General features: G+C 56.2%; 27 protein-coding genes. 22 read left to right on the plus strand and 5 right to left on the minus strand.

Going from position 1 to position 26,430, the window contains the following annotated elements; genetic code table 11:
- The first annotated feature begins 16 nt into the window (after nucleotides 1–16).
- The 12 genes from rpmD (at nucleotide 17) to BA177_RS05040 (ending at nucleotide 7,061) form a co-directional block, all read left to right on the plus strand.
- Nucleotides 17–205 carry a 50S ribosomal protein L30 gene (rpmD, locus tag BA177_RS04990; protein ID WP_068613668.1) on the plus strand — a complete coding sequence of 63 codons (189 nt, stop codon included), beginning with the start codon at nucleotides 17–19 and terminating at the stop codon, nucleotides 203–205.
- A 1-nt stretch (nucleotide 206) separates the two neighbouring features.
- A complete protein-coding gene (rplO, locus tag BA177_RS04995; protein ID WP_068613670.1) occupies nucleotides 207–641 on the plus strand; it encodes a 50S ribosomal protein L15 in 435 nt (144 codons plus the stop codon).
- Between the two features lie 20 nt (nucleotides 642–661).
- Nucleotides 662–2,026: a preprotein translocase subunit SecY gene (gene secY / locus BA177_RS05000; RefSeq protein ID WP_068613672.1), complete on the plus strand. Its 1,365-nt coding sequence runs from the start codon at nucleotides 662–664 to the stop codon at nucleotides 2,024–2,026.
- Between the two features lie 27 nt (nucleotides 2,027–2,053).
- Entirely contained in the window at nucleotides 2,054–2,170 is a 117-nt protein-coding gene (rpmJ, locus tag BA177_RS18315; RefSeq protein ID WP_082989877.1) for a 50S ribosomal protein L36, read from the plus strand.
- Nucleotides 2,171–2,186: 16 nt separating this feature from the next.
- Complete coding sequence (rpsM, locus tag BA177_RS05005; RefSeq protein WP_068613676.1) at nucleotides 2,187–2,543, plus strand: 30S ribosomal protein S13; 357 nt, start codon at nucleotides 2,187–2,189, stop codon at nucleotides 2,541–2,543.
- Nucleotides 2,544–2,640: 97 nt separating this feature from the next.
- Complete coding sequence (rpsK, locus tag BA177_RS05010) at nucleotides 2,641–3,024, plus strand: 30S ribosomal protein S11 (protein ID WP_068613679.1); 384 nt, start codon at nucleotides 2,641–2,643, stop codon at nucleotides 3,022–3,024.
- A gap of 11 nt (nucleotides 3,025–3,035) precedes the next feature.
- Nucleotides 3,036–3,656 (plus strand): 30S ribosomal protein S4, encoded by a 621-nt coding sequence (rpsD, locus tag BA177_RS05015; protein WP_068613682.1) that lies wholly within the window; start codon nucleotides 3,036–3,038, stop codon nucleotides 3,654–3,656.
- An 18-nt stretch (nucleotides 3,657–3,674) separates the two neighbouring features.
- Entirely contained in the window at nucleotides 3,675–4,676 is a 1,002-nt protein-coding gene (locus BA177_RS05020) for a DNA-directed RNA polymerase subunit alpha (RefSeq protein WP_068613686.1), read from the plus strand.
- A 75-nt stretch (nucleotides 4,677–4,751) separates the two neighbouring features.
- Complete coding sequence (rplQ, locus tag BA177_RS05025; RefSeq protein WP_068613687.1) at nucleotides 4,752–5,135, plus strand: 50S ribosomal protein L17; 384 nt, start codon at nucleotides 4,752–4,754, stop codon at nucleotides 5,133–5,135.
- A 294-nt stretch (nucleotides 5,136–5,429) separates the two neighbouring features.
- Complete coding sequence (locus BA177_RS05030; protein WP_156762701.1) at nucleotides 5,430–5,735, plus strand: hypothetical protein; 306 nt, start codon at nucleotides 5,430–5,432, stop codon at nucleotides 5,733–5,735.
- A gap of 149 nt (nucleotides 5,736–5,884) precedes the next feature.
- Nucleotides 5,885–6,730 carry an SDR family NAD(P)-dependent oxidoreductase gene (locus tag BA177_RS05035; protein WP_068613693.1) on the plus strand — a complete coding sequence of 282 codons (846 nt, stop codon included), beginning with the start codon at nucleotides 5,885–5,887 and terminating at the stop codon, nucleotides 6,728–6,730.
- A gap of 46 nt (nucleotides 6,731–6,776) precedes the next feature.
- Entirely contained in the window at nucleotides 6,777–7,061 is a 285-nt protein-coding gene (locus BA177_RS05040; RefSeq protein ID WP_068618922.1) for a 4a-hydroxytetrahydrobiopterin dehydratase, read from the plus strand.
- A 93-nt stretch (nucleotides 7,062–7,154) separates the two neighbouring features.
- Here BA177_RS05040 and pepQ read toward each other — a convergent pair whose 3' ends face one another.
- Nucleotides 7,155–8,501 carry a Xaa-Pro dipeptidase gene (gene pepQ, locus BA177_RS05045; protein WP_197493340.1) on the minus strand — a complete coding sequence of 449 codons (1,347 nt, stop codon included), beginning with the start codon at nucleotides 8,499–8,501 and terminating at the stop codon, nucleotides 7,155–7,157.
- A 188-nt stretch (nucleotides 8,502–8,689) separates the two neighbouring features.
- On the opposite strand from pepQ, the gene ggt reads away from it, so the two are divergent.
- Both ggt and trpS read left to right on the plus strand, forming a co-directional pair.
- Nucleotides 8,690–10,384, plus strand: coding sequence for a gamma-glutamyltransferase (gene ggt, locus BA177_RS05050; RefSeq protein WP_068613696.1), 1,695 nt, complete (start codon nucleotides 8,690–8,692; stop codon nucleotides 10,382–10,384).
- A 3-nt stretch (nucleotides 10,385–10,387) separates the two neighbouring features.
- Nucleotides 10,388–11,398, plus strand: a complete 1,011-nt coding sequence (gene trpS / locus BA177_RS05055; RefSeq protein ID WP_068613698.1) for a tryptophan--tRNA ligase — start codon at nucleotides 10,388–10,390, stop codon at nucleotides 11,396–11,398.
- A gap of 110 nt (nucleotides 11,399–11,508) precedes the next feature.
- Here trpS and BA177_RS05060 read toward each other — a convergent pair whose 3' ends face one another.
- On the minus strand, nucleotides 11,509–11,991 hold the full coding sequence (locus BA177_RS05060) for a phage integrase N-terminal SAM-like domain-containing protein (RefSeq protein WP_068613701.1): 483 nt from the start codon (nucleotides 11,989–11,991) through the stop codon (nucleotides 11,509–11,511).
- A gap of 149 nt (nucleotides 11,992–12,140) precedes the next feature.
- Between BA177_RS05060 and BA177_RS18535 the strand changes: the two genes are divergently transcribed.
- Both BA177_RS18535 and BA177_RS05065 read left to right on the plus strand, forming a co-directional pair.
- Nucleotides 12,141–12,596, plus strand: a complete 456-nt coding sequence (locus BA177_RS18535) for a hypothetical protein (RefSeq protein WP_156762702.1) — start codon at nucleotides 12,141–12,143, stop codon at nucleotides 12,594–12,596.
- A gap of 120 nt (nucleotides 12,597–12,716) precedes the next feature.
- Nucleotides 12,717–13,181, plus strand: a complete 465-nt coding sequence (locus tag BA177_RS05065; RefSeq protein ID WP_082989878.1) for a DUF4265 domain-containing protein — start codon at nucleotides 12,717–12,719, stop codon at nucleotides 13,179–13,181.
- 245 nt (nucleotides 13,182–13,426) lie between these two features.
- Here BA177_RS05065 and BA177_RS05070 read toward each other — a convergent pair whose 3' ends face one another.
- Nucleotides 13,427–14,494 (minus strand): IS110 family RNA-guided transposase, encoded by a 1,068-nt coding sequence (locus tag BA177_RS05070; RefSeq protein WP_082989879.1) that lies wholly within the window; start codon nucleotides 14,492–14,494, stop codon nucleotides 13,427–13,429.
- A gap of 291 nt (nucleotides 14,495–14,785) precedes the next feature.
- Here BA177_RS05070 and BA177_RS05075 point away from each other — a divergent pair, with 291 nt between their 5' ends.
- The 3 genes from BA177_RS05075 (at nucleotide 14,786) to BA177_RS18320 (ending at nucleotide 17,118) form a co-directional block, all read left to right on the plus strand.
- The gene (locus BA177_RS05075; RefSeq protein WP_068613704.1) at nucleotides 14,786–15,499 is read left to right on the plus strand and encodes a hypothetical protein; all 714 of its coding nucleotides are present in this window, start codon (nucleotides 14,786–14,788) and stop codon (nucleotides 15,497–15,499) included.
- Nucleotides 15,500–15,734: 235 nt separating this feature from the next.
- Nucleotides 15,735–16,433 carry a hypothetical protein gene (locus tag BA177_RS05080; protein ID WP_082989880.1) on the plus strand — a complete coding sequence of 233 codons (699 nt, stop codon included), beginning with the start codon at nucleotides 15,735–15,737 and terminating at the stop codon, nucleotides 16,431–16,433.
- Between the two features lie 325 nt (nucleotides 16,434–16,758).
- A complete protein-coding gene (locus tag BA177_RS18320; RefSeq protein ID WP_082990280.1) occupies nucleotides 16,759–17,118 on the plus strand; it encodes a YigZ family protein in 360 nt (119 codons plus the stop codon).
- A 168-nt stretch (nucleotides 17,119–17,286) separates the two neighbouring features.
- Here the strand turns inward: BA177_RS18320 and BA177_RS18750 are convergent, their stop codons facing one another.
- Complete coding sequence (locus tag BA177_RS18750; protein ID WP_068613711.1) at nucleotides 17,287–17,934, minus strand: 2OG-Fe(II) oxygenase; 648 nt, start codon at nucleotides 17,932–17,934, stop codon at nucleotides 17,287–17,289.
- Nucleotides 17,935–18,108: 174 nt separating this feature from the next.
- Between BA177_RS18750 and BA177_RS05095 the strand changes: the two genes are divergently transcribed.
- Nucleotides 18,109–19,998, plus strand: a complete 1,890-nt coding sequence (locus tag BA177_RS05095; RefSeq protein ID WP_231892486.1) for a DUF885 domain-containing protein — start codon at nucleotides 18,109–18,111, stop codon at nucleotides 19,996–19,998.
- Nucleotides 19,999–20,487: 489 nt separating this feature from the next.
- On the opposite strand, the gene BA177_RS05100 is transcribed toward BA177_RS05095, so the two are convergent.
- The gene (locus BA177_RS05100; RefSeq protein ID WP_082989881.1) at nucleotides 20,488–22,134 is read right to left on the minus strand and encodes a pectin acetylesterase-family hydrolase; all 1,647 of its coding nucleotides are present in this window, start codon (nucleotides 22,132–22,134) and stop codon (nucleotides 20,488–20,490) included.
- Nucleotides 22,135–22,811: 677 nt separating this feature from the next.
- On the opposite strand from BA177_RS05100, the gene BA177_RS05105 reads away from it, so the two are divergent.
- Both BA177_RS05105 and BA177_RS05110 read left to right on the plus strand, forming a co-directional pair.
- Nucleotides 22,812–24,974 carry a TonB-dependent receptor gene (locus tag BA177_RS05105; protein ID WP_197493342.1) on the plus strand — a complete coding sequence of 721 codons (2,163 nt, stop codon included), beginning with the start codon at nucleotides 22,812–22,814 and terminating at the stop codon, nucleotides 24,972–24,974.
- Nucleotides 24,975–25,039: 65 nt separating this feature from the next.
- Nucleotides 25,040–26,383, plus strand: a complete 1,344-nt coding sequence (locus tag BA177_RS05110; RefSeq protein ID WP_197493343.1) for a serine hydrolase domain-containing protein — start codon at nucleotides 25,040–25,042, stop codon at nucleotides 26,381–26,383.
- Nucleotides 26,384–26,430: the final 47 nt, after the last annotated feature.

Below are 26,430 nucleotides of genomic sequence, written 5' to 3' on the forward strand. Positions count from 1 at the left end.
TAAACGGATTAGAACGATGGCGAACCCCAAGCAATTGAAAGTGACGCTCACGAAAAGCCGGTTTGGCCGGTTGAAGAGCCACAGAGCGTGTGTCGCTGGTCTAGGCCTGCGCAAGATTCGTCAGAGCGTGACCGTGCTGGATACGCCTGAGAATCGCGGGATGATCAATAAGGTTTCGTACCTCGTATCAGTTGAGGAAGTGTGACATGCGTCTGAACGACATTAGCCCGGCAAAGGGTTCCAAGCCTGCAGGCAAACGCCTGGGTCGTGGACATTCCGCAGGCCAGGGTAAGACTTCTGGCCGAGGCGTCAAAGGTCAGCACGCGCGCTCCGGCGGCTACCACAAGGTGGGCTTCGAAGGCGGTCAGATGCCTTTGCAGCGTCGCTTGCCGAAGGTTGGTTTCAACTCGCGCATGGCGGCAAATACCGCCGAGCTGCGGTTGCACGAACTTGCGCTGGTTAAAGACGACGTCGTTGACATGGACGCGCTGAAGAAAGCTGGCCTGGTGCCGGCACGCGTGACCAAGGTCAAAGTGATTTTGTCCGGCAAGATTGAAAAGGCAGTCAAGACTCAGGGTTTGGCTGTTACCAAAGGTGCCCGCGCTGCGATTGAAGCCGCCGGCGGCAGCATCGAAGCTTAAGCAAAGACACGAGAACTGTAATGGCCAAAAAGCCGACCACTAACAATCAGGCAGCTGCGGCGAAATCCGCAGGAAAACTGGGCGAGCTCAAATCTCGGCTGGCGTTCCTCGTGGGCGCGTTGATTGTGTTCCGCGCAGGTACGTTCATACCTGTTCCGGGTGTGGATCCGGCGGCTCTGGCATCATTCTTTGACCAGCAAGCCGGCAACATGCTCGCGCTGTTCAATATGTTCTCGGGCGGTGCCCTGGCGCGCTTTGGCATCTTCGCGCTCGGCATCATGCCGTACATTTCTGCCTCGATCATCATGCAGATGGCGAGCATGATCGTGCCGTCGCTGCAGCAGCTGCGTAAAGAGGGTGAATCCGGCAAACGGATGATTACCCAATACACGCGCTACGGCACGGTTGGTCTTTCTATGTTCCAGTCGGTTGCGGCGGCATCCTGGTTGCAGAGTCAACCCGGTGTGGTGGTTAACCCGGGGATGGCGTTCCTGATCACTGCGTGTATCACGCTGGTGACCGGTACGATGTTCCTGATGTGGCTCGGCGAGCAGATCACTGAGCGCGGTGTTGGTAACGGTATTTCGATGATCATTCTTGCCGGTATCGTCGCGGGCTTACCCGCAGCGGTGGCTGGTACGGCTGAGCTGGTTCGCAGCGGTCAGATGTCTTCTATTACTGCCATCCTGTTGTTGCTCGGTGGTATTGCCGTCACGATCTTCGTGGTTTACATGGAGCGCGCGCAAAGGCGCATCACGGTGAACTACGCCAGGCGGCAACAAGGGCGAAAGATGTTTGCCGCGCAGAGCACGCATCTGCCGTTCAAGATCAATATGTCGGGTGTTATCCCGCCGATCTTTGCGTCCAGTATTCTGTTGTTCCCGGCCACCATTGCACAGTTCTTTGGCCAGGCCGCCGAACCGAATGCCGCGCAACGTGCATTGCAGACCCTGGGCGCCAATCTTGGTCCGGGTCAGCCTATATACGTGCTGCTGTACGGCGCGATGATTATTTTTTTCTGCTTCTTCTATACGGCGCTGGTCTTCAATTCGAAAGACACGGCTGACAATTTGAAGAAGTCAGGCGCATTTGTTCCGGGTATCCGGCCAGGTGCACAGACAGCGGATTACATCGATCGGGTGCTGACGCGCCTGACGTTCTGGGGCGCCTTGTACGTAGCTGGCGTTTGTTTGTTGCCGGAAGTGTTCCGAATGTTCTACCCGAGCATTCCGTTCAACTTCGGTGGTACGTCGCTCCTGATTTTGGTTGTCGTAACAATGGATTTCATGTCGCAGATGCAAGCTCATGCAATGAGTCATCAGTACGAGGGCATGATGCAAAAGGCCAATCTGCGGAACTACGGTCGCAGTGGTTCGGTTCGCTGATTCGTCGGCGGTATTGGGAGAGCGCTCATGAAAGTTAGAGCATCAGTTAAGAAAATGTGCAGAAACTGTAAGGTCATTCGCCGCAACGGTGTTGTACGAGTGATTTGTACGTCAGACGCTCGTCATAAGCAGCGTCAGGGCTAACAGAAAGGTAACTCAAGTGGCTCGTATAGCAGGCATAAACATACCGCTGAATAAGCACGTCGTGATTGCATTGACGTCTATTTACGGAATTGGCAGAACGCGCGCGAAGCAGATTTGCAACGCAGCGGGTGTTGCTCCCGAAACGCAGGTTAAAGATCTTGCGGAACCGGAAGTGGCAAAAATTCGTGACGCCGTTGGACACTTTGAAGTCGAGGGTGATCTTCGTCGAGAAACATCGATGAACATCAAGCGCTTGATGGATCTCGGTTGCTACCGGGGCATTCGTCACCGCCGTGGACTTCCACTGCGTGGCCAGCGTACCCGGACCAATGCGCGCACCCGTAAGGGCCCGCGTCGTCCGATTAAGCGATAAGGTTTTTTTAATTCCCGTACCGCTGCCGGCGTACGTGGCTTACATACCGTAAGTCCGGGCTGGCGCAGGAATAGGGAAGAACAGAGCATTTATAGACATGGCAGATACGAAAACTAAGAAGAAGGTTAAAAAGCATGTGCTCGACGCGATCGCGCACATTCATGCTTCCTTCAATAACACGATCATTACGATCACCGATCGGCAGGGCAATGCGCTTTCCTGGGCGACGGCTGGTGGCTGTGGTTTTCGTGGCTCTCGTAAGTCGACACCGTTCGCTGCACAGGTAGCTTCTGAAAAGGCTGGCCGTGCTGCACTGGAATTCGGTGTGAAGAACGTCGACGTTCGAGTACGTGGGCCAGGTCCAGGTCGCGAATCCGCAGTGCGAGCTTTGAACTCGCTCGGTTTTCGCATTCAGAGCATCGAGGATGTAACCCCGATTCCGCATAACGGCTGTCGTCCGCCGAAAAAACGCCGCGTGTAGAGGCTTAGGTAATGGCAAGATATCTCGGACCAAAATGTAAACTGTCGCGCCGCGAAGGCACGGATCTGTTTCTCAAGAGCGGCATACGTCCGCTCGAGTCGAAGTGCAAGCTGGAGGTTCCGCCTGGCGGCGCCGCTCAGCGTCGACCACGTCTGTCGGACTACGGTTTGCAGTTGCGTGAGAAGCAGAAGCTGCGTCGCATGTACGGTGTTCTGGAGCGACAGTTCCGCAACTACTACAAGAAAGCCGCCCGTTTGAAGGGTTCCACGGGTGAGAACCTGCTGAGCCTGCTCGAAGGTCGTCTGGACAACGTCGTCTACCGTATGGGTTTCGCGTCAACACGCGCTGAAGCACGTCAACTCGTCAGCCATAAAGGCATCGAGGTTAACGGTAAGGTGGTCAATATTCCTTCGCTGCAACTGAATGCCGGTGACACCATTGGTATTCGTGAGAAAGCGAAGAAGCAACTTCGTATCCAAAGCGCGCTCGAAATTTCTGGTCAGGTGGGTTTGCCTGATTGGGTCGATGTGGATGTGAAGAAGATGGCAGGTGTACTGAAATCGTTGCCGGCGCGGGAAGATATCCTGCCGGACATCAACGAGAACCTGGTCGTCGAGCTGTACTCGAAATAGTCAGGAGGGTAGTAACCCATGCAGGTATCTGTGAACGAATTTCTGAAGCCGCGCGTTGTGAAAGTCACGCCGGTGGACAAATTACACGCCAAGGTAACGATCGAACCGTTCGAACGCGGTTACGGTCATACGCTGGGTAATGCGCTGCGTCGAATTCTGCTCTCTTCCATGCCAGGAGCAGCAATTGTTGAAGCCGAGATCGAGGGCGTACTCCACGAGTACACCAGCATCGAGGGCGTCCAGGAGGACGTAGTCGACATCTTGCTGAACCTCAAGCAGGTAGCTGTGCAGATGCACAATCGGGAGACGGCTGAATTGCGTATCTCGAAGAAAGGCCCTGGCACGGTAACTGGCGCTGACATTCAGCTCGATCATGACGTTGAAATCATGAACCCGGACATCGTCATTGCAACACTGACGAAAGAAGGTCAGCTGAACGTGATTCTGAAAGTTGAGCGCGGCCGCGGCTATCGTCCGGCTACACAGCGCCCGGCTTTCGAAGAACAGACTGGTCCGATTGGCCGACTCATGCTTGACGCGTCGTTCAGCCCTGTACACCGGGTTACCTACGACGTTGAAGCGGCGCGCGTTGAACAGCGTACCGACCTCGACAAGCTGATCATCGACATCGAAACCAACGGCACCATCGATCCGGAAGAAGCTATTCGCCGAGCCGGCAGCATCCTCAAAGACCAGTTGTCGGTCTTTGTTGACCTGCAAGGTCAGGAAGAAGGCACCGGTGCGACCGCCGAGAATCAGGTTGATCCGATATTGCTGCGTCCGGTTGACGAGCTTGAGCTGACCGTACGTTCGGCAAACTGCCTGAAAGCCGAGAACATCATGTACATCGGTGATTTGGTGCAGCGTACGGAAGTTGAATTGCTGCGTACGCCGAACCTGGGCAAGAAGTCGCTGACAGAAATCAAGGAAGTACTGGAGGGCCACGGTTTGGGTCTTGGTATGCGCCTTGAAAGCTGGCCGCCGGCGAGCTTGCGTCCGGAGCATGACCTCGCGGTTTAATGCCGTACGGTTCGATCATTGTTAATACAGTCGGAGCAGGATTTCCTGCTCCTCGAAATTTGAAAGGCCCACGCCATGCGTCACAGAAAATCCGGTCGTAAACTCGGCCGCAACAGCTCTCATCGCAAAGCCATGTTTCGTAACATGGCGGCGTCGCTGCTGCGTCACGAAACGATCAAGACCACCCTGCCAAAAGCCAAAGAGCTGCGTCGGGTTGTTGAGCCGTTGATCACCCTTGCCAAGGAAGACGGTGTAGCGAATCGCCGTCTGGCGTTTGATCGTTTGCGCGACAAAGAAGTAGTCGGCAAATTGTTCACGGATCTCGGTCCGCGATTCAAGGCACGTCCTGGCGGTTACCTGCGCATTCTGAAGACCGGTCCGCGGCCGGGCGATGCGGCGCCGATGGCTATCGTCCAGCTGGTCGAGAAGCCGGTTACAGAGGCGGGTGGCGACGAATAATCGCTGCCGTATAGAGATACTTAAGAGCCGGGCCCAGCCCGGCTTTTTTGTGCCTGGCGAATATTTCCGAACGCTTGTATCCGCGGACGGTTTAGAGGGTTCGCCGGGTTTTGACATAAGGGTGGTGACAGCTGGACCACATACCGCTGGTTGCTACAGCAGGAGGTCCCATAACTTATTGAAAAGTCGTGATAAATAACCGTTGCTGCCAACGATGTGAGTTGCCGCACAGCATCCGCTTCCGGCCTTCGTTAGGGTTTTCGGCAGTCTGGCAATGGGTAGATGGGCAACGACATGAGCAAGGAATTTACGGAATGCGTTGTACTGGGCAAGGATGCGTTTGATCCTGATGCCGTTTTTCTTGATGACATCGTCGACGATGAAGTCTTGCCCTATCTCAGCCTCGCGGTGGACGGTTTGACCGATAGCAGCGATGCCCGGCGGGGCAGGCTGGAGATGCGGCCCGGCGATGACGCGGCCAACGAAGTTATCCAACCTTCTACTGTTTACCCCAGCACCAACTTCGATCCCGATCAGCTCGAGGTGTATGGCTGGGAATCGTCGTGGTGGCGGAAAATAAAAGGCTACCTGGGCTTTTAGGCCTTTGATTGGACGGCCGTACCCAACCGCATTGGTGCACTTCCTGAAGGCCATGCACGCACAACCGTTTCCCAGGCGTGCCTGATCTGGCGCTGAAAATGACCCACAGTGACGGTATGCTGCCCGGAAAAATTGGGTAGACTCTGCACGTGGACGCAAGCAACCCATTTAAAAACAAGACCGTCATCATAACCGGTGGTTCCGCCGGTGTAGGTGCCGCGGCGGCACGCCGTTTTGCATCCGCCGGAGCGAACCTGGTGCTGGTTGCGCGGAACAAGAAAAACCTCGAAGTCATCGCCGAGGAACTGCGGCCCCAAACCCGTGTGATGATCGTGGCGATGGACGTCTGCGATCCCGATGCCTGTATGAATTTGTTCAAGAAGGCGGAATACGAGTTCGAGTTAATTCACTACCTGATCAATAACGCAGGCTTTCATGCCCGAGGGCCGGTACTCCGGCAGACTCCGGAGGACCTCGCGCGGATGATCGACGTGAACATCAAAGCGCCGATACTGCTGAGTCGAGCCGCCATACCCTATCTCGAAAAAGCCGGCGGTGGCGCCATTGTAAACGTGGCATCGCTTGCGGGCCGTTTGCCGCTGGCCAATGCTGCAACTTATTCCGCCAGCAAGTTTGCATTGCGCGCTTTTACTTTCGGTCTCGGCGAGGAGCTGGCGGGAACCGGTATCAAGCTTGCGGCGGTGTCGCCGGGTCCTATCGACACCGGCTTTATCATGGACAATATTGATATCGTTGCTGATATCACTTTCTCGCAGCCGCTGAGCACGGCGGATGAAGTGGCTGTGGAGATAATGAAGCTTGCCGTTAATGATAAACGCGAGCGATCAATGCCCCCGGCCAGCGGTTTGTTAACCCACGTCAATTACCTGTTCCCCGGCGTGGCCCGATTGTTGCGGCCCTTGATGGAACGCCGGGGCCGTGCCGTGAAACGGCAACTCAAAGAACAGATGCGGGCGAAAGCCGACAACGACTGAGCACGCGCTGCTCGGCCGCATCGCCCAAAATCCAATGGAGTACCTCATGGTTGAAAAGCTTAGTGATACCGATATTCATGCGCGCTTGCGCGACCTGCCTGGCTGGTCATTGCAGGATGGCAAGTTGACGCGTGAGTTTCACTTCGCGAACTTTGTCGATGCGTTCGGCTTTATGACCCGGGCCGCAATGGTGGCCGAAAAATCGAACCATCACCCGGAATGGTTCAATGTGTACAACAAGGTCAAAGTGCAGCTGACCACGCACGAGGCCAAAGGGATATCCGAGCGCGATTTTGCGCTGGCAGCAACAATGGATGAGCTTGCCCCGTAGTCGGGCCAGGGCTGTTTAATTCGACGCTTGAATCAGACTACTGCCGGTCGCCGGTCGCCGGTCGCCGGTCGCCGTAAAGCGCAAGGCGGAGGTCTAGTCCAGGGCCGTGAACGCATCGCGTGTCAGATTTTCGGCCCCGTCTGCGAGTACCCGTACGTTATCTTCGATGCGAATACCGCCGAACTTCTGTAACCAGCGGACCCGTTCCTGATTCACCATCTTGTGTGCCGGTGTGCCGACGAGATTTTTCTGCAACATGTCGATTGCGTATAGCCCGGGTTCGATCGTCAAGACCTGATCGACATCCAGCGTGCGAGTCAGGCGCAGGAATGGGTGGCCGCTGGGGCGGTCGATAATGTTGCCGTGTTCATCCGCCAGAAAGCCGCCGACATCGTGCACCTGCAGACCCAGAAGATGACCAAGTCCGTGGGGATAGAAGGCGGCTGTCACGCCGCTCTCGATCAAGGCGTCGACACTGCCCGTGGCGAACTTGAGTTCCGTGAGCAGGGCCGCAACACGTCGATGCGTTTCTATGTGCAGCTCGGCAAAGTTAACCCCCGCCCGTACCTCGGCGACGAGGCCTTGCTGGAGCGCGTCCATGCGTGCGATGAGTTCGGCAAACTCGTCGTCAACGTAGGCGTAGGTACGTGTGATATCGGATGCGTAGCCGTTTACAGTTGCTCCCGCGTCAATCAGGAACGAGTGCAGTACCGCGGGTACTTCGCGTGACTGGTGTTGATAGTGGAGCACTGCGCCATTCTCGTTCAGCGCGATGATGTTGCCGTAAGGCAGTTCTTTCTCGGTGTGTGCAACGGCCCGGCAGTAGTCGAGATGGATATCGAACTCGGACTTGCCGGCCCGAAACGCGCGTTCCGCCGCACGATGCCCGCGTGCACCGCGGCGTGAAGCCGCGCGCAGGCAGTCGAGTTCATAGGCAGTTTTCCGGGCCCGGGAAAAATGCAGATGGTTCAGCGCCGATGTTGGGTTAACGCGCTCGATATTGTGTGCCTGACCGGCCTCGTCAATTTCGCCGATGAGTATGCACTTCTGGCCCGCGACCGGCAGGTGTTGGCTGACGTCGTCGAGGTCATGAACGATGCGGATATCGAAGTGCTCCGTCCAGTAACCCTCAGGCGCGGCAGGTGGCGTATGCCAGTAATCTTTTTCCTGATAGTAGATCAATACAGGCGTTTCACCCGGCGTGTACACGAGATAGCAGTACGGAGTTGCAGCCAGGGGCAACCAGGAAGCGAAATGCGGGTTGACGGCAAACGGGTAGGTGTAGTCGTCGAGGAAGCGCAGTTTCGGCGCGCCTGAAAAAATGACCGCGTGACTGCCACCGGAGACATCGAGCGCAAGGTCGTGTCGATGTTCAAGTTCCTGAACATGCTCAGCGTAGTGGGTCGCCATCCGAGTGCTGTTGGTTTCGTTGGTATCCATACGCTCATCATACTCGCAGGCATGGCAGTTTGCCCGCTCTCTCGGCCTGATCCGGTGCGGGCGGGACCGCGCAGGGGCGGTTTCAATCCCCGGTTATTCTAGGCATCATTCAGGCCTCCTCCGAAGACTGATGGTGCGGGCGTGTCCGGACGAACGACCGCCGGACTGACTTGAAACGGAGACCGGGAATGAGCCGTTTAACGTCGCTTGCAGGAATATTGATCATGAGTACGGCGTCACACGGGTACGACCGCGGCAGTGGCGCAGCTTTCGCCTCACGTTCGGAGGTTATCGCGCCTCATGGGATGGCCGCTACCAGCCAGCCGCTGGCGACCCAGGTCGCCCTGGATGTGCTGAAGGCGGGCGGCAGTGCAGTCGACGCGGCCATTGCCGCAAATGCGGTGCTGGGACTGGTTGAGCCGACCGGCTGCGGCATAGGCGGCGATCTGTTCGCCATCGTCTGGGATGCGGAGCGTCGCGAACTGACCGGCTTGAACGCCTCTGGCCGCTCGCCGCAGAGTTTAAGCCTTGAACATTTCCGCGAGCAGGGCCTGTCTGGCGTGCCGTACCTCGGCCCCTTGTCGGTGAGTGTGCCGGGGGCCGTGGATGGCTGGTACATACTGCATGGGCGCTATGGGCGTTTGCCCATGACGGAACTGCTCGCCCCAGCCATTGCCTACGCGGAAGACGGTTTTCCAGTCACAGAGGTGATCGCCAGCCTGTGGGCGGAGGGGCTCAAGAGCCGGGCAGAGTACCCGGGTGTTGCCGAGACATTCATGCCCAATGGACGGGCACCCGCCAAGGGCGAGATGTTTCGCAATCCGCGACTGGCAGCGACGTACCGGCAACTTGCCAAGGGTGGCCGGGACGCGTTTTACCAAGGTGAGATCGCTCGCAAGATCGGCTCTTACATGCGGGAGAACGGCGGCTTTCTGAGCTACGAGGATCTCGCGGCGCACGAGTCGGACTGGGCAACACCCGTGTCCACGAACTACCGCGGTTATGAGGTATTCGAGTTGCCGCCGAACGGGCAGGGCATTGCGGCACTGCAGTTGCTGAACATCCTCGAAGGTTACGATCTCGCGGCCATGGGCTTCGGTAGCGCCGAGTACATCCACACGTTCGTGGAAGCCAAGAAACTGGTGTACGAAGACCGGGCGAAGTTCTACGCCGACCCGGCGTTCTACAACGCGCCGGTGGAACAGCTGTTGTCTAAAGCGTACGCCGAGGAGCGGCGCAAGCTGATCGCCGCCGACAAGGCGGCAGATACGTATCCGGCTGGTGACATCGCGATTGAGCACGGTGACACGATCTACATGACGGTCGCAGACCGTGACGGCAATATGGTGTCGCTGATACAGAGCAACTACGCAGGCCTTGGTTCGGGTATGGCGCCGGGCGACCTTGGTTTCATGTTGCAGAACCGCGGAGCGTTGTTCAGCCTGGACCCGGAGCATGCCAATGTCTATGAGCCCGGCAAGCGGCCGTTCCATACGATTATTCCGGCCTTCGTGATGAAAGACGGCGAACCGTTCATGACCTTGGGTGTGATGGGCGGTTCCATTCAGCCGCAGGGACACGCGCAGATACTGATCAACATGATCGACTTTGGCATGAACCTGCAGGAGGCCGGGGATGCGGCGCGCATCCGGCATACGGGATCGTCGCAGCCGACGGACAGCGTCATGACCGACGGAGGACGCGTGTACCTGGAAAGCGGCATTGGCGATGCCACCCGGGAAAAACTCCGGCAGATGGGACATGACGTCACGGACCGGCAGGGTGACTACGGTGGTTATCAGGCAATCATGTGGGATGCGAAGGAGCGCGTGTATTATGGCGCATCGGAATCACGTAAAGACGGACAGGCAGCTGGCTACTAATTTATGACTCAAGATATTTACCTCACCGGCATTACCACGACCGGGACACCGCACATCGGCAACTACGTTGGCGCGATCAGGCCGGGAATCGCGGCCAGCAAAGATCCGTCGAAACAGAACTACTATTTCCTTGCCGACATGCACGCGCTGGCCAAAGCGGAAGACCCGGAGAAAATCGCTCGCTCCACACTGGAGATTGCGGCGTCGTGGTTGGCGCTCGGGCTGGATACCTCGAATGCCGTGTTCTACCGGCAATCCGATATTCCCGAGATTCCGCAGTTGACCTGGATACTGACCTGCATGACGGCCAAGGGCCTGATGAACCGCGCGCATTCGTACAAAGCGGCGGTGCAGGCGAACGAAGAGAACGGCAGCAGCGACCCGGACAAGGGCGTGACGATGGCGCTCTACAGCTACCCGATACTGATGGCGGCGGATATCCTGATGTTCAAGTCGACCAAGGTGCCGGTCGGCCGCGATCAAAAACAACACGTGGAGATGGCGCGCGACATCGCGGGGCGTTTCAATCATCACTACGGCGAAACGTTCGTGCTGCCGGAAGCGGAAATAGATGGCAATACCGCAACGTTGGCCGGACTGGATGGCCGCAAGATGAGCAAGAGTTACAACAATACGATTCCGTTGTTCGCGGATGAAAAGAGGCTCAGAAAGCTGATTATGAAAATCAAGACGAACAGCCTTGAACCCGGCGAGCCGAAAGACACCGAAGGGTCTACGTTGTTCGATATCTACAAAGCCTTTGCATCAAACAGCGAAGTCAGCGAAGTAGAGCAGTTGTACGCCAACGGCATAGCGTGGGGCGAAATGAAACAGAAACTGTTCGAGTACGTTAACGAACACATCAAGCCAGCGCGCGAAGAGTATCAGCGACTCATCGACGATCCGACTGTAATAGAGCAGGAACTCAAAAAGGGTGCCGAGCGTGCACGAGAGTTTTCGGTTCCGTACCTGGAGCAGATTCGCCACGCGGTAGGTATACGCAAACTCGGCTGATGTGCGCGGCGCATTTCGGCCCGCCTACAAAGGCGCCGGGTAAGCCGACGCATCCGCAACGATAGAACCCAACAGATCTGCAGGACTGCGCACCGCTCGACCACCGCGCTTCAGTACGTGGGTGTACACCATGGTGGTCTTGACGCTCGCGTGGCCGAGCAGTTCCTGTAACCGTAAGCATTCGGTTTCCGTAAGCCATTGCCATACAGCAAGCTCGCCATCAGCCAATGCCGCCCGGACATCGCCTGCAATATGCGCGCGACTTCCGCCTGCGATAGAACGATGGGAACCCGCACCGGCCGCCGTGCCCGCACCACCTCGTCCATCCAGGGCAGTTCCACCGCCAGAACCTTTTTGTAAAGGAACAGAATGGAGCTAAGTGCTTGATTTTGTGTGGATGCAGCGACGTGACCGTGAGTGGCCAGGTGGCTCAGGAAGGCCTGTATTTCTTCGGCTCCCATCTCCCGCGGGTGCCGCTTGCCATTAAAGGCGATGTAACGGCGTATCCATTTCAGATAGGATTCCTCAGTGCGGTAGCTATAGTGGTGAAGCCGCAGCGTGTCTCGAACAGCATCCAGCAGCATCCGTGCCATCGCAATTTCTTCATCCGTTTTATACGCAACATATCAAACCGCACCTGTAAGCTAATCAAAAACTTGCACATCCTCTCCACCCGACAAATTGAGTTTTTTATGCATTTACACATCGCATTTTTGCTCACTACTTATAGTTAGGTAGCAGGATGAATCTTCGCGTTGCATGGAAGTCGATCCCGGCCATTTGTGTGTTGGTAGCAAGTTGTGTCTCTGTTCAAGAGGCAAATGTGCCCACTGACACAGATGCAGCTATTGAATCAATCGAAATTGGAGATACGCTTCCGGGGCCAGAGGGGAAAGAATCAGAGACCTTTGAATCGGATAAACCTAAGCTCTGCAAATTGTCTCGAACTGACATTGAAAAATTGCGAATTGCAGCCAAGGATTATCTCCTGGAAAACTGGCCGGTCCTCGATTCGCACTGCGAGAGAATCTCAAACAAGGTAGTCTTCTCGAAGTACCACGGGTGTATGATTCTCGGCGGCCCAGTAAAGAACCCATCTTGTGAAGCTCCGTCTCATTTGGGCTATGCAATTTCATTCGAACTTGAAACTCTGGAACCAACACGAATCGGATGGATGACTGAGAGAAACGGCGAATGAGCATTCCACGACTGCTTCCTAACATTGCGCTGCACCCGTCACTTGACCCAGCCCGCCTTGCGCTGCCGCTCCAGTCGACCTGCGTCAAGTGCGTGTGAGCTTAGACGTTAGGCGTCATTCGTGGACGGCGCGAAACTCGCAAAGATTGTCATTGAACAGGCACAGGAGGATGGGACTGTAGACGTAGAGACTCCGTGGGCCGAGCATCTTGGTGGGAATCGGTATCTCCTTCGGAACCTGCCTTTCTATGCTTACGGCGTATCCTTTGAGGACATTCTTAGGTGTGAACCAAAGTACGAAGACGATACGCGTCCATACTTAATTGAAGTCCTAGAGAAGTCCGGAAACAGTACTCTTCGAATCATCCTGGACGAATCGCACAATACTTCGACGCGGTCACAAGCGATTCTCGATCAGCTTCAAGACATGGATTGCGGCTGGGAAGGAGCCACGTCGACATTCATCGTCATAAACGTGCAACCACAGTGCGACTTCGCCGCAGTCTGTGATTATCTAACTGAGCAAGAGGTAAGATGGGAGCATGTCGATCCGACGTACGAAGAGCTCTACGGCAGTGACGCCTAACAATGCGTCTATGGACTCCTCTGTCAACTGTTAACGCCTATCGGACAAGAATACGGCTGCAATCGTCTATTCGGCCTCGAAGTTGGCGAGCTTGCCGCCGGGCCATCATGAGAACCGCACTGCCCGGACCAGTCACTGCAATGTGCTCGAGGCACGGCATTGTTATCGGCCTTACAGGCAGTACGGAGTACCGTATTGTTCATGAACGCGTGAGCGTGTCGCAGCCTCGGGTAGGAAAAGCAAGGTTATTGGGTGAAGCGTAGAGCGTCGTCGCCGTTGAAGGGTTTGCGTTGTGTCCAGACGGCCCAGACGATGCGTGCCATCTTGTTGGCGAGTGCTACCGTGGCCTTGTTGTGACCGACGCGCAACTGGGTAGCGAGAGCCCAGCGTTGCAGCCGGGTAAGCGGTGCACCGCGATTGCTGGCCCTGGCGGCGGCCAGCAGCGCCGAACGTGCACCGTGTATTAACAGGGTTCGCAGGTAACGATCGCCTTGTTTGCTGATGGCGCCGAGTCGTCGTCGGCGGCCGGTGCTGTGTTCACGGGGCGTAATACCCAGCCAGGCCGCAAAGGCGCGTCCGCGCCGGAAGGCATGGATATCCGGTACCCGGCCGATCAACGCGGTCGCCGTGACGATACCCACACCGCTGATGCCTTCGAGTTGCGCGGCATCGGGCTCCTGACGGCAAAGTGCCGCGAGGTCACGGTCAAGTCGTTTCAGCTGCTCATCGAGGGTCCCGATATCATCGATAACTTCGTGGAAGGAGCGTTGCAACGGGTAGGGCAAGGTTTCTGCGGCGAGCCGCAAACAATGGCTGAGCTTGCCTCTGCCGCGGGGCAAGGTCATGCCGAACTCGGCCAGCAGAGCTTTCGCGCTGTTGATGCGGGCGGTGCGGGCTTTTTGCCACTGGGCACGGATGCGGTGCAGGCTTTGCAGGGCTTGTTGATGCTCGTTCTTCACCGGAACGGGTTTGAGTTCGCGGTCCTGATCGGCCTGCAGCAAGGCATCGGCATCGGCAGCGTCGGTTTTATTGCGACGCACGTACGGCCGTACGTAGCGCGCGTGCAGCAGTTTGACCTGGTGACCATGCTGTAGCGCTACGCGAGCCCAGTAGTGCGCGGTCGAGCAGGCTTCCATCACCAACCGGGACGGTGGTGTGGTGGCCAGCAGCCGGGAAAACTGGCGCCGGTTAAGGCGTCGGCGGCCAACGATGCGATGACGGTGATCGGCCAGGGAAACCTGAAACACGGTTTTTGATAGATCGACAGCAATCGTCGTAAACTCCATGACGGACTCCTCCTGAGTAAGGAACATTCATGATTTCACACCCGAATGTTGGCACATCGCGATGCCGGGAATACCGGGAGGAGTCCATCTCATCACTGCCGCTCCAGGCGGTCTGAGTCAAGTGCGGGTGAGCTTAGACGTTAGGCTGCAACGGAAGCAGTGTCGTGTCCGAGTTTCTTCTATGTACCCGAGAGCGGACGTTCGCTTGGATTAGGTCCGACCGGCTGCTACTGACCCGTTGCGGTCGTTTGCGAATTGCGGATATTTCGTTGCCTCGGTTCACCAGACTTCATACATCGTACGATTGGGGATCGACAATTGAAAACGATAACTCTCGCGGCGCTAACCGCCATTGGCGTCTTCATCGCCGCCTGTAACTATAAGTACATGGAAACGCAAGACATAGAGATCACGCATTACGCGGACGACGAACGGAACACCAAATTAGCTGAGGATCTGATGTACTACGACCCTCGCTTTTTGGCGCATCAGATTTTGGCGCTTAATGAAGAAACCTCTCATGGAATTCAGCTCGGATATTTCGTTAGGTCATCCGATAACAAACCCAGCTATCGGATCACATATAATCGCTCAGTCGATGCTGTCTCTGAGAATCTCGAAGACCTCAAGAGCCAGTTTGAGGCTTACATACCACAGCTTGCAGCGAAACATGCGTCAAAAGAGTCGCTGTTTCTGGAACTCGAACCAATGGGCATGAAATGGGCGCAGGACTTCTTTTCGCAAGAGGCGGGAACGATTTTGGAGAACAGCTCTAAACTGCTCCGAGATTTCGTGACGGTCGCCCAACTCGAAGAATTTCAGCGCGAATTAGAAACCGAATTCGGCTCGCCGACTAAATTTGAATTTACACGAGCGCAATTCTATGAGGAGCACGCTGACGTTCCAGATTCCATATCGCTGTTCTACGAAACGGAGATGTCCGACAATAGTGTGCTCATGTTCAGGGTAAGTCTCCACGAGACAGAACAGGAATGGCGGGCGCTAGGATTCAGATTTGACAAGATCCGATAAGCGAATAAGTACGATTGACCAGTCCGCTAATGGCCGAAAGGAGACATCGAATTGGGTTCGCATTTTGCTTAACGAACGTTCGCTTCGTGGGAAACATCCGTTAGATGCGCCTCACTGTGCAGCTTAATTGTACGCTGCACCCGTCAATTGACCGAGCCCGCCTTGCGCCGCCGCTCAAGGCGACCTGCGTCAAGTGCGACTGAGCTTAGTCGTTTGGAATCAGGGGAGATTTGCAGTGATTCGAATAATTACCGTGTTTTTTGTTCTGCTCGTGATGGCGGGATGTGGCACGCCCATTTCCACCGGTGTCCGACCAGCCGAATACTACAGTGCGGATATTGCTGAGCCGTCCGTTGGTTCGTTGTTTTCTGCCGACGCAGCCGTTCTGTCAGACGAGGCGATTGGTCGCATTTTGGAGTTTGACTACTCGCCACCGAAGCTTGGCCGGATCGCATTGATACCATTCGGTCGGGAGGTGTGGTCGGGGTGGTCCGAAGAATTGTCGGTGGCCTCGGACCAAATGCGAGCGGAAGTTTTGGAAAGACTCAAATCGTCACCCCGCGTATACGATGTGTCGTACTTGCCCTCGATTTTGATACCTGAACAAAAGTCAGTACCGCATTTGCGAGAAGCAGCGGCGAGGTATCAAGCTGATCTTTTGCTCGTCTATCGAAGCTACTGTCGAAACTTTGAGCGGTATCGATTTTTCGCGGCGAACCGATCCAAAGCATATTGCGGAGTTGAGGCCGTGCTTCTGGATACGAGGACCGGTTTGGTACCGTTCACATCAGTAGTTCTTAAGACATTTGAATCGCAACAGAGCGGCACCGATGTCAACTTTCGGGAAACTGTGCTGAAAGCGCAGCTACAGGCAACGACTGACGCTCTTGCTGGAGTGGTGGCGGAGATTGTTGGATTTCTGGGTAGGCATTGATGAGTTGATGCCTAAAAATGCGCTGCACCCGTCACTTGTCCCGGCCCACCTTGCGCTGCCGCTCCAGTCAATCCTCGTCACGCACGGGTGGGCTCAGTCGTTAGGCAGCGCATTTGGCATGTCGCGGACCGAGGGTTCTCGCAGCAATTGGAACTATCATTGGAGCAAGCACGTTACTGTTGATGGTTGGCGGGACAATAGCGACTCGATGGTTTGGAAGCGGAATACGTAAAGGAAATAACGCCAGTGAATAGCGTTTCAGCGAAAAGGCAACGGCCGCGGTTGGCCGTAAACTATACTCACGGCCCGTTAGCTCATGGACTCTATGCAAATATTTGACGGAATCATCGCCGATCGCGGTTCAAAGTATTCGGTGTCAGGCGGTCCATGTGACTCTCCAGAAGAGGCGAGAATCTTTGTTAAGACTCTCTGCCGTAAAAAGAAGTTTGCGAGAGCGACCCACAATACCTGGGCATTCGTGGGAAGTTCAGGCCCGGTCAAAAATGATGACGGTGAAGCCAGTGCCGGCATGTTGATTGCTGGAATGCTGGAAAGGGAGGGGCTTCGAAACCATATCGTCGTGGTTACTCGCTGGTACGGCGGGAAGCATCTTGGTGGAGACCGGTTCAGGCACGTCCAGAACGCCGTGCGCTACTATCTTGATAATCGTTTGAAAAGTGATTGATGACGTTCGGAGTTCCGCGATGAGCATTGGAATAACTGCCGCTCAATTGCCTTGAGATTTCCAGAACTGACGAATATTGAATTCAGGGAGTGAGCGACCGCTATTGACCCCCGGGTTTCCCGTGGTTCAGTGATTAGTCAGGGTCACTTCACTGCCCCCTTGATTTGACTATCGCGGCGGGTCGACGCGATCCGGCGAGGAGCCGTTCAGGCGGTACCAGCCCGCAACGCTGTAGCGGTCGCGTCGCGCCGGCTTCACCTCGTGGGGAATTTCCTCGGACAGGAACAGGGCCACAGTGCCTTGCGTTGGAAGTACCGTTATCGTCCCCTGGTCGGTGTACAGGATCAACTCGCCGCCGTCGCCATCTTTCCAGTCCGCGTTAAGGTAACAAACGAGGGAGACCATCCGGTTGGCTTCACCGCGGAAAGCATCGACGTGGGTACGATAGAAATCGCCCGGGCGGTAATGCGCCAGGTGACTTTCAAACGAGAACAAGCCCATGAACGACCTGCGGTTGAGATGAACTCGCAGCGACTCCGACCAGTCGCGCCAGGGCGCGAGGGCCGGGTGACGCTCATCCAGCCAGTGGACTCGGTTGCGCCGGACGAAGGGGTTACGCTGTTGTTCGGGCCCCCTGCCGACGGCGGCTGCGTGGTAGCCGTCGGCGCCCAGCCGGGCCGCATAATCGACGAGCGCCTGCGTGACGTCCCGCGGTAGACCGTCAGGCAGCACGACAAAACCGTATTGCTCGAGGCCGCTGCTCAGGGTTTCGAGAGAGGGCGGCGGAGCGGGCGGGAGAACGAAGACTGCGTCCAAGAGGGCTCAATAAAGCGGCGATGCGCTACTCTACGCTGAAGCCCGCAACCTGCCAATAACAATCGATAACTGGCTGCCGCCGCGGCGAACGTCAGACACTTCTATTTTCGACAGCGTATGCAAATCGTGTCACGATTTGAGGCTGATATTCGCCATTTTCGGAGATAGTCCTTGATGAATACCTTCAAAATGCAAGGCTTAGTTGCAGCACTGACGCTGGCCGCATTGCTGACGGCATGCGGCAAAACGGATCCGGCTGCAGAGCAAGCCGGCGCTGCTGCTGATAATCAGGTGGCCGGTGAAGCCGCTATGACGGCTCCGGACGACGCAGAAACAGCACGGCTCAATCGCTGGCTGGACGAACGCTTTGAGGAGCAACTTCAGTTCAGCCCCATGAAACTGACCAGCCTCGGCCGCAAGGACCTTTACGACGAGATAGACGATGTAAGCGAGCAGGCGGCGCGCGATCAGGCGGCGTGGGGAATGGACACGGTTCAGCAAATGAAGGCGCAGTTTGACCGCAACGCGCTCACCGCCTTGGGCAAGGAATCGTTCGATTTGTGGGTCTTCCAGGCGGAGAAAGCGGTCAAAGACCTGGAGTTCATGCGCCAGGGTTATTTGTTCGGTGAGCTGGGTGGCTGGGAAGACTCGCTCCCTTCTTTCCTGATCAACTTTCACAAGGTGGATGACGAAGCGGACATGCGTGCCTACATCGCCCGCATCGGCGGTGCGTCTCGCGCCATGGACCAGGTCACGATGATGGCCAAGAGCAAGGCGGCCGACGGTGTGCGGCCACCACGATTTGCCTACGCGACAGCGATAGAGCGGGCGGCGAAAGTGACCACGGGTCAGCCGTTCGGCGATGGCCCCGATTCAGCGCTGTTCGGTGATGCGAAGAACAAGATTGACGCGCTGGCGGCCGCCAAGCTAATTGATGCAGACACCGCCAGTGCGCTTCTTGATGACGTGTCCGCGGCTTTGACCGAACAACTTTACCCGGCCTACAACCGGTTTATCGACTGGCTGAACGCCGACATGCCCAATGCGGATGAACAGGCCCGCGGTGTATGGGCATTGCCGGACGGCGAGGCCTTTTACAACCACCAGCTCGCAACGTATACCACGCTACCGATGACTGCTGACGACGTGCATCAGCTGGGCCTGTCGGAAGTGCAACGCATCCTGGCGGAGATGGACGGTATTCGCGACGAAGTGGGTTTCGACGGTGACCTGAAGGAATTCTTCGAATTCATACGTACCGATTCCCAGTTCTATTACCCCAATACCGATGAGGGGCGCGAAGCTTATCTTGACGATACGCGAGCATTTCTCGCTGAAATCGAGCAGAAGCTGCCCGAGTACTTAGGCACCTTGCCGAAAGCGAAATTGGAAGTGAAGCGGGTAGAAGCATTTCGCGAAGTGGACGGCGGGGCGCAGCACTACTCTCCCGGCACGCCGGACGGCTCCCGGCCGGGTGTGTACTACGTGCACATGTCGGACATGAGCGGCTATTCAAAAACCGACATGGAAACCACCGCGTACCACGAAGGCAGCCCCGGTCACCATATGCAAATTTCCATTGCCCAGGAACTCACTGATCTGCCCACGTTCCGCACTCAGGCGTTCTTCTCGGTCTACTCCGAAGGCTGGGGGCTCTATTCGGAAAAGCTGTCCAGGGAAATGGGGCAGTTTAAAGATCCGTACCGGAACTTTGGCCGTCTGACCGCCGAGATGTGGCGGGCCATCCGACTGGTGGTCGACACTGGCCTGCACGCGAAAGGCTGGACCCAGGAACAGGCTGAGCAGTTCTTTTTTGATAACTCGGCCATCCCGGCGAGCGCTGTGCGCTCAGAAGTGCGCCGCTATCTCACGTTTCCTGGGCAGGCAACTTCTTACAAAATCGGCATGCTGAAAATTGGGGAGCTTCGCCGGCATGCGGAAACGGAGCTGGGTGACCGGTTTGATATTCGCGGCTTCCATGACGTCGTACTGGGCGGGGGTGCATTGCCCATGCCGTTGCTTGAAACACGGGTGAACAACTGGATTGCCGACCAGCAACGCTGATGCCGACCAGTCTTTGCGGGTTCTTTCAGCCGCAGAGTCAACCGGACGAAGCAAGACCACGGTGACCAGCGAGAGAGTGACGTTGACATGGACTATGCCGTGCATCGTGACCTTGCCAGCTCTTCCGCCGATAGGAGGGGTTATGCACCGGCTGCTTGCGCCCGAAAGGAAGGGGCCGGCATGCTGACACTCTTTCCGTTTGAGCAGCCGGTCTTCGCGAAAGAGGCCGGTTACTGCGTCGTACGGTGCAACCCAACAAGCGACCGTGTTTCCACGTCTTTTGGCCGAGGCTGCTCTGCGTTGCTGTTCCATGCGAGCCGCGTCTGGTGCGGCTGAGCCAGGACCTCAGGTCGCAGCAATAGCCGAGTTGCGCCGGATGTATGACCCGTATTGGCAAAAAACCCGCCAGCGGCTTCCGCTGGCGGGTCAGCTGGAGCAGTACACAACTGCAGCTGGGCAAGTTGATTCTGGCCAGCAGTGGTGCGTCATTTAAGGTAGCTTGACGTCACCTATAAGGTCGTAGTCATACTGGCTGTCGAGCGCAGCCCACCCTTTCAGGTATTCCTTTATCGTCCGTGCCTTGCCCAGCGTTGTAGTGCCTTGCGGCTGGATCAAGTGGCCGTTGAAGGTGTTAACGCAAGTGACATTGAACGGGTTTGCACCCAGTGCCAATGCGTACCCGGCCGCGCAAGTACTACTCGCATAGGCATCCACCACTCCATGCGTTGGGATCGCGCGACGATTCTCTTCGAGGAAACTGCAGCCGGGTAAATTGAAAATGCTGCAATTTTCAGTGGTCATCTCAAGAAAGGGTGCAAACACGGTAACGTTCGGCGATGCCGCCGCACCTTCCAGCGAGACTTGTAGTACCGGCAACAGCAGCATGTACATCGCGCGCGCCAGCTCTGAGGATGAATCGACCATGACATCGTTACGTGTCTCTAAATCGAGATAGTTGCGCAGCTCGGATAGCGGTTGCAGGCTCAATATGTCCTGGATAACGTCGGCAAAGTCTTCGTCGGTGAACTCTTCATGGTCCGGGAACAATCCGAACGCGACCAGCCCCACAGCAAAATCGTACATGTTCCTTAGAACCAGCATGTCGGTGGATATGAAGGGCGTGGATCCGTCGTTGAAGGCCTTGTTCAGGACGTAGTCGTGCAACGTGCACAACATCAACAGGCTGGGGTTGGCGATGACTTCAGGTTCGTTTTCGAGTGATTCAAAGCAGGCAGCAGGTCCGGGCCAACCTTCAGTGGAAATGTTGTTGAATGCACCCCACACATTGGCGGTTGTGTCATAGCCCGCAGCGAGATTGTCTTCGATGTCAAAGTTCGCGAAGCGCAGCAGACTGTCGACGGTCGGCGCACTTATGCCCTGATTGGCCAGCCAGCTCCGGACCTGTGTTTCGGTTCCCGCCAGCGGCAAGAACGGTATCCATGTGTCCAGCATCAGTCCGCGCACGTTAGTGGCTGGACCGAATAACGCGTCAATTTTGTCGATATGGGTCTGTACGCCGACCGAACCGGCCGATATACCGCCAACTACGACCTCAGTGGCGGTTGTTGTCACTCCATACTGGGTGTCCAGTTCATCAAATGCCGCTTGCAGGATTCTCTTACCGCGAAAATGCACGGCGTATTCGCCGCTGCCGGCAGAGTCCACGACTATCGTGTCAGTGCCATTGAAGACTACAGGGTCGCCATTGCCATCAACTGACCCCACTTTCGAACCAGCCCATCCGTCGGATGAGCAATAGTGTATTTGCACTGTATTGTAGCCGTCGAAAGGAGCTCCCGCCGGGCGGGTAAGGTTCAGCTTGCCGTTGGCCGGGAAGGACCCCAGCGGCCGCATGTTGTGCGCCTCGCCCTGCCAGCGGGCCTGGCAGCTCGCGTCGTCTCTGCAGCTGCCGCCGCCCACCAGGTGTACGTACCATTTGTTGGAAACCCCGGCCCCATCAGCGACCAGCGTGACCTGCATATTGGCGGGCTCGCCATTGTTGCAGACTGCGCCGGCATGATTGCTCAGGCTGATCATGGTATCGCTCACAACCGTCGCGGCGTTTGCTTGGATCGATAGTGCTCCTGATATGAGCAGTGACAACATCGTTAGACCGATGCACTGACCTTTCATCATTTGCCTTCTCCAGTGATGAGGGAGGTTCACGTACCCCCGCCCTGTGGCAAACCGGTTAGCCTCCCTCTCAACTAACCAGCATAGGGGTATGGCCTTCGTTTCTGTTTGTTGTCGGTGGCGATGCGGCGCTTCTGCACTTCCTGAATGCAGTCGGTATCGTCAATTCGGGACGCCAGCGGCTGTTCAGTCTATATCATATATAGAATAAAGTTTCACCAATGAACAAATATGGTCGAGCCCGGCATTGCTGGAGTGAGGTGTAACCGTTCGCCGTGGCATTGCCGGCGGATGCAAAATCCGGGCCCGTCGAACGGCATCCCCGAGTGTTCAGAAAGTTGATTGCGGTCGCAGGGCGGACTCTCGATCAGCCGTCAAAGGGGCCAGAGGGGCCGAAGGGGCTCGAAATAGCTGTGGTTGTTCCGGAACTTGCGGATGCCAATGGTTGTTTCCGTTTTTCATTAGCATTGCCCACCGAAAATATTGCTTGACCTCTTACCGGCAGACAATTATATTTTTTTACCAATAAATTACCTTTTTACTGATGCGGGAAGGGCGGTAGAGGTAATTTGTCAGACTGCTGCGTCATTACGGTGTCGCCATGCAATTCTTCAACTCGGGGGGATAAAATGATTCTTTGTCGGACTTTGCGTCGTTGTGCCTTAGCGGCGGTGTTGCCGTTGGCCTTTTACCTGCCCGTCAACGTGGCGGCCCAAAGCGAAGAGCCGGGCGCCAACAGTGTCGTGCTGGAAGAGGTCATCGTTACCGCCCGCAAGCGGGACGAATCTGTACGTGACATACCGACCAGTATCGACGCGTTCACTGGCGATCGCCTCGACGAGCTTGGCTATAGCTCCATTGAAGACGTATTGAAATTGTCCCCGGGTGTTACGTTCGAATCCGGTTTCACGCCTTCCAGCTTCTCAGTGATAGTGCGCGGAATCACTAATGATTCGCGCGGCGTCGGTCCTCGCACCGTTGGTAGCTTCTACGGCAACGTTCCAATGACAAACCCGTCTATCATGGGTGTGGAGCCGGACCTTGATACCTTCGACATGCGGAGCGTCGAAATCCTCAAAGGACCGCAGGGCACGTTGTTCGGTGGTTCGGCATTGGCCGGTGCTATTCGCTACGAACCAAACGCACCCGATTTCACAGGTTTCAATGGTGCAATCTCCCTTGGTACGGGCTCGATGGCCTCCAGCGATGACAACATCGCGAATTACGCATTGATGCTGAATGCCCCGTTAAGCGAAAACTTTGCACTCCGCTTCGCGGGATCCGTGCGCGAACTGCCGGGATACATCGATGATGAAGTCAGCGGCGAGAAAGACATCAATGACTACAAAGCGACGCAGGCACGGTTGATCGCGGACTGGAAGTTGACGGATAGCTTATCACTGCAAGGTCAGTACATGAAGTACGAAGGTGAACTCGGCGCGTTCAGTTACATCGACGGTACCGAACCGGTAAGAGTTCGCACTCGCAGGCTACTGGATGACCACGAATATTCCGATGTCGAGTTATACGGTGCTCAGCTAACCTGGGACGCCGAAGACTTTTCTGTAGTCTTTGAGGGCAATCGACTCAAAAAAGATCGAGATCAACTGAATGATGTCACCCAGTTTCTCGGGCTGTTCGGCACTGGCATCACTGTTGGTCAGTCATTCTTCGAGGCCACTGACCAGGATACATTCGAAACGCGTATCGTTTCGAACGAGCCCACTTCTGGCGATGGACTGTTTGGCGGCTGGCAATATACAGCCGGTCTCTTTTATTCCGAATCCGCTCAAACCCGGCCGGTCATCATACGCCTGGATTTCCCAACTCATATCCAAAAGCAGGGCGGCGGAGCCACGATAGAAGCAGAAGAGAAAGCAGTGTATTTCGATCTGACTCGCACATTAGGTTCCAATTTCGAATTGAACCTCGGCGGACGGTATTTTGACCAGACCACCACAGGTGGCAACTTCGTCGATTTCTTATACACATCGCTTGATCCTGGCGGCTTGCCAGCAAACATCGACTTCGTACCCAACTTCAATTCCTTCGCTACCCTGACCGAATCCGGATTCAACCCCAAGGCGGCGCTGCGCTGGTTTGCGACAGAAAATGCCACTGTCATCGCAAGCTATACACAGGGCTTTCGGTTTGGTGGTATCAATGGTTTCTCGCTCGAGCCTGAAATCCCGGTTCCATTCAGTTTTGGTTCGGACGAAATCGACAACTACGAACTGGGATTGCGCACAACGTGGCTGGAGCAGCGACTCACAGCTGACATTACAGCATTCTACGTGGACTGGAAAAACCTCCAGATCCTGCAGCGTGCCAGTGTTTATGCATACGTAGACAATGTTGGAGCGGCGGAGGTAAAAGGTGTCGAAGCGGCCCTGAACGCGGCACTGACCGAGCACTTGTCCGTTTCGTTTAATGCGAGTTATCAGAACGCCGAGACCTCGGTCTTTTTTGAATCTGGTGAGTTCGGGCCCATTGCGGCAGGGACACAGTTGCCGCAATCGCCTGAATGGACAGGAGCTGCACAGCTGAGGTATCAGGGAGAGCTGGGCAATCTTGACCTCGACAGCTCACTGACTTATTCCTACCGGGGTGATTCAACCAACAACCTCACCAACACAGTGCCCCTGGATGGTTACGGGACATTGGACCTGGCCTTGAGCCTGCAAGCGCAATCCATGTCGATGCAGCCGCGCGTGAGCTTGATTGGCAAGAACTTGACTGACGAAAGCGCTGCGCTGTTCGGATTCACGCTGGCCGGTGTAACGGATGTCATATCTCTGAATCAGCCCCGCCAGGTGATGTTGAAACTCGACCTTTCGTTCTGAAACGGTTCATTGCTCTCGGGCCCCGGCAATCCGCCGGGGCCTTTTGCGTCATGAAGGGAGGCAACATGTTTGAATCTCGTACGTTGTTGGCGTTGCTGTTGATTGCCATCGCGCAGCCAGCAGTTGCAGCGCCGATACCATGCACGGTGGAAGCCGAATCCGTTGGAATGTCGAGTGACCGCTTGCAGCGTCTGAGCGCGGCTATGCAGCAGTACGTTGACGACGAGAAGGCAGCGGGCATCGTGACTTACGTAGCCAGAAGCGGGCGTGTGGTCAATCTGCAGGCCTTTGGAATGTCAGACATTCAGGCTGGCCGGGAAATGACGCCGGACACAATTTTCCGTATTGCGTCGCAGACCAAGTTGATAACCAGCGTCGCGGTCATGATGTTGGTTGAGGAGGGACAGATAGCGCTGGAAGATCCGCTGTCCCGATTCTTGCCCGCGTTCGCCCAGTCCCAGGTTGCGGTGGCAACGGAGTCGAACGGTGAGCCTGAACTGGTACCAGCGAAACGACCGATCACCATTCGCGATCTGCTGACGCACACGTCCGGCATATCCTATGGGGTTGGCGTTAGTGGATCGTATTGGCAGGAAGCAGGCATCTACGGCGGTTATTATGCCGATCGCGATGAGAGCATGGCCAGTCTTGTGGACCGGATGGCTGATTTACCGCTGGATGCGCAACCGGGCGAGCATTTCGTGTACGGACACAGTACCGACATCCTGGGCGTTGTTGTCGAGAAAGTGGCGGGTGTCAGCCTGGGCGAGTTTCTCCGCGAGCGCCTGTTTGTCCCACTGCAACTGCACGATACTCATTTTTTCCTTCCCAGGGAAAAGGCGGACCGGCTGGCGGCTGTCTATGCGGCGGACGCAACGGGCTTGCGTAGAGCCGACGGGGCCAGTGGCCTCGATAATCAGGGCCATTTTGTTGAAGGCCCCAGGGTCACCGAATCGGGTGGCGGCGGGATAGTGACGACGGCGCGAGACTACGGTCGATTCTTGCAGATGATGCTGAATGGCGGGCAACTTGACGGGGTTCGCGTGCTCGGTCCACGCACCGTGGAGTTGATGACTATTAATCACACCGGATCGCTGTTTGCTGACCAGCCTGCGTTGCGCCCTGGCCTGGGATTCGGGCTTGGCGTTGCTGTCATGCTGGATCAGGGCGAAGCCAGTCTGTATGGGTCGGTGGGCTCCTATGGTTTCGCCGGGGCCTACTTCACCACGTACTGGGTTGATCCCGAGGAGCAACTCATCACCATGGTGATGACGCAGTTGCGACCGCCTGTCGATCCGACCTTGCACACAAAAGTGAGAACGTTGGTGTATCAGTCTATAGTCGATGAGGCACCTGCCGCACGCGATCTTCCAACCGACACCGGTTCCGCGTGCGAGGTTGCCGAGTAACGAAGCGGCTTTGATTTCAGTCGCGGTGTCTTGCCGCTATTGACAGC

It is taken from the genome of Woeseia oceani, from assembly GCF_001677435.1.
Taxonomy (GTDB): Bacteria; Pseudomonadota; Gammaproteobacteria; order Steroidobacterales; family Woeseiaceae; genus Woeseia; species Woeseia oceani.